We start from the raw sequence: 2253 nt of genomic DNA, 5'->3' as shown, positions 1-2253 counted from the left end.
GAGGAGTGCTTGGGTGTGGTGCTTGCCCTGGCTGATGTGAGGTCGGTTCGGGGCGCCCTGCCAGCATTGCTGCTGGTGGGTTTCCCCGAACCGCCTCCCGAACCCGGCGTGCCCGTTTCCGAGCACCGGGCTCTCCACAAGTCCCCTTCGACAGCCTCGGGTTCCTTATCCCTTGGTGGGCCAGGGCGAAGGAATCACCGCTCCCCGGTATCGGTAGCGCGTCGTGCGTACCTTGGCCGGGTCGAACAGGGTGATGTCCTCCGTGGTTGGCCACCATCCGCCGTTGCAATAGCGTCGGCGGAGGTCCTTCCAGGTGATCCGGCGATGTTTGCGCCTGATCCAGCGAATGGCCTGCCCCCAGACGAGCTGGCGCAGGAACTGGAACGTGGCGCTTGAAACGCCGGGCCGGAAGTAGGCGCACCAGCCTCGCAGCATCGAGTTGAGCTGACGCAACAGGACTGGCAGCGGCTGGTTGACGTCTGTCCGGCAGATGGTCTTGATCTTCCTGGCGACGGTCCTCACGGACTTCTTCGCCGGGTAGGTGTAGACGTACTGCCGATCAGTGCCTCGCTTGCGGTGACGCTGGATGCGCCATCCGAGGAAGTCGAGGCCCTCGTCGATGTGGGTGATCCTCGTCTTCTCCATCGACAGACGCATGCCCATCGGCGCGAGGACCGCTGCCACCTCCTCGCGAAGTACTTCACAGTGCTCGCGAGTCCCAGCGACGAGCACGAGGAAGTCGTCTGCGTAGCGGACCAACCGGAGGTTGGGTTCGCCACGACGGAGTCGTCCCACGCGTCGCGCTGGTGTGGTGCTCGGCCCGCCCGGCCGGTTGGCGACGTACTCGTCCAAGACGGTCAGGGCGATATTGGCCAGCAGCGGGGAGAGGATGCCCCCTTGCGGAGTGCCAGTGCTGGAGTCCTTGAGCGAGCCGCCTTCGGTGAGGATGCCTGCCTTCAGGAACGCCTTCACCAGGACCAGGACACGTTTGTCCCCGACACGTCGACGCACCCGGTCCATCAGAGCCGCATGGTCGATCGTGTCGAAGCACGCCTCAATGTCGCCCTCAACCACCCACTCGTAGGAGTAGCTGGCCAGGAAGCGAGACTCGGCGATGGCGTCATGAGCCCGGCGCTTCGGACGGAACCCGTAGGAACACGGGAGGAAGTCCGCCTCGAAGATCGGCTCCAACAACAGCTTCAAGGATGCTTGGACCACCCGGTCGGCCACGGTTGGGATGCCCAGGCGACGCAGCTTGCCGTTCGCCTTCGGGATCATCCGTTCCCGCACCGGGACGGGGGTGAAGCTCCGGTCCTTCACTTGCGACCGTAGCTTGTCGAGGAAGACCTCGACCCCCTGCGCGGCCTCGATGTAGCGGGCGGTCTTGCCGTCCACTCCGGCCGTGCGAGCTCCCTTGTTCCCCCGCACCCGGTCCCACGCCACCAGAAGGAACGCGGGGTCGGCAACGAGGTTGAACAGATCATCAAACCGGCGATCAGGATCGTCGGTTGCCCAACGGTGCAACTTGGTCTGGATCTCCAGTACCCGGCGTTCGGCCTTCATCAAGGCCCACTCCAGAGCGTCAGTGTTCACCAACGACCTCCTGGCATTCCAATCTCCTCCTTGCTGACTTGCTGGTCCCCTTCGCCATGTGCCGGGCTTTCCCCGGCTCGGACTACTACGGGACCTCCGCCCTGCCCCGCGGCCTTCGGCCGGCAACGGGCCTGCCCCCATCCGGACTGGTTGCCCGGCAGTCGGGGCGACCGGGGACAGTTCCCACGTTCACCACGCAATCGATCGGCCGGGGAGGCACCCAGCTATACCCCGACGGCATCGCCACACCTACGCCGCAGGCATTCGGTGTGGCCTCCCCACCAGCAAAAAGATCTGGCTTCGGAGTCGGTCCAGTCCCCGAAGGGGCGGAACCGTGCACCGCAACCCAGCCCATATCCACCAGATTTGAGCTGGTACTACGCTTACGGGGCGTCATCCACTGGTTCACTCTCGTTGTACCTTCCGGTCTTGCTCACCGGACCCGGCTGGTCTGGTAGTTCCCAGCCGTCCCGACTTCGTCAGGGCTGCTTTCCGCCCTCCCCGGCGTTCCCCGGATCGGACTACCCTCGGCTTCTACCTGGCCGCTGCGACGGCCTGGCGGTGGAGGTCTCTCACCTTCACTCGATTGCGTGACGCTTCGTGGCGCACCTTCTTGTCGTAGTAGGCCCTCGATCGTGGGTTGGCAAGGTCGGCGAGGGC

At 65.0% G+C, this 2253-nt stretch carries 1 protein-coding gene; it reads right to left on the bottom strand.

The genetic code is table 11. The features are described 5' to 3' along the window. Positions 1–165: 165 nt before the first annotated feature. Positions 166–1563 carry a group II intron reverse transcriptase/maturase gene (gene ltrA / locus ACIA8E_RS41835; RefSeq protein ID WP_399307336.1) on the bottom strand — a complete coding sequence of 466 codons (1398 nt, stop codon included), beginning with the start codon at positions 1561–1563 and terminating at the stop codon, positions 166–168. Positions 1564–2253 lie beyond the last annotated feature (690 nt).

It is taken from the genome of Streptomyces sp. NPDC051664, from assembly GCF_044453545.1.
Classification (GTDB): domain Bacteria; phylum Actinomycetota; class Actinomycetes; order Streptomycetales; family Streptomycetaceae; genus Streptomyces.
This window is presented reverse-complemented; position numbering and strand designations above follow the sequence as displayed.

Bases quoted from the DNA above. Each gene is read 5' to 3' on its own strand.
- ltrA (WP_399307336.1), bottom strand. From the start codon at position 1,563: ATGAAGGCCGAACGCCGGGTACTGGAGATCCAGACCAAGTTGCACCGT.